Annotated in this window: 1 protein-coding gene; it reads right to left on the bottom strand. The window is 68.8% G+C overall.

Going from position 1 to position 455, the window contains the following annotated elements; all coding sequences use genetic code 11:
• The coding region (locus IEY93_RS39160; RefSeq protein ID WP_506344928.1) for an RNA polymerDNA-directed RNA polymerase subunit B at nt 1-455 on the bottom strand (455 nt) is incomplete at both ends.

Genomic DNA, 455 nt, shown 5'->3' with positions numbered 1-455 from the left:
GGGCACATGCGGCCGTAGTGCGAGGGGTGCACGTCACGGACCTCGAACCCGGCCCGCTCACGCGACAGACCACCGGGACCCAGGGCGGACAGGCGCCGCTTGTGGGTCAGCCCGGCCAGCGGGTTGGTCTGGTCCATGAACTGCGACAGCTGCGAGGTGCCGAAGAACTCCTTGATCGACGCCACCACCGGGCGGATGTTGATCAGGGTCTGCGGAGTGATCGCCTCCACGTCCTGGGTCGTCATGCGCTCACGCACGACCCGCTCCATGCGGGCCAGGCCCAGCCGCACCTGGTTCTGGATCAACTCGCCCACGGTGCGCAGGCGGCGGTTGCCGAAGTGGTCGATGTCGTCGACCTCGACCACCACCTCACCGCCGGCCCCCGGCATCGAGACCTCGCCGGCGTGCAGCCGGACGATGTACTCGATCGTGGCGACGATGTCCTCCTCGGTCAG

Source organism: Sphaerisporangium melleum (assembly GCF_014646695.1).
GTDB lineage: Bacteria > Actinomycetota > Actinomycetes > Streptosporangiales > Streptosporangiaceae > Sphaerisporangium > Sphaerisporangium melleum.
Note: the sequence above shows the minus strand (reverse complement) of the source record. Positions and strands in the feature narration are given on the sequence as shown.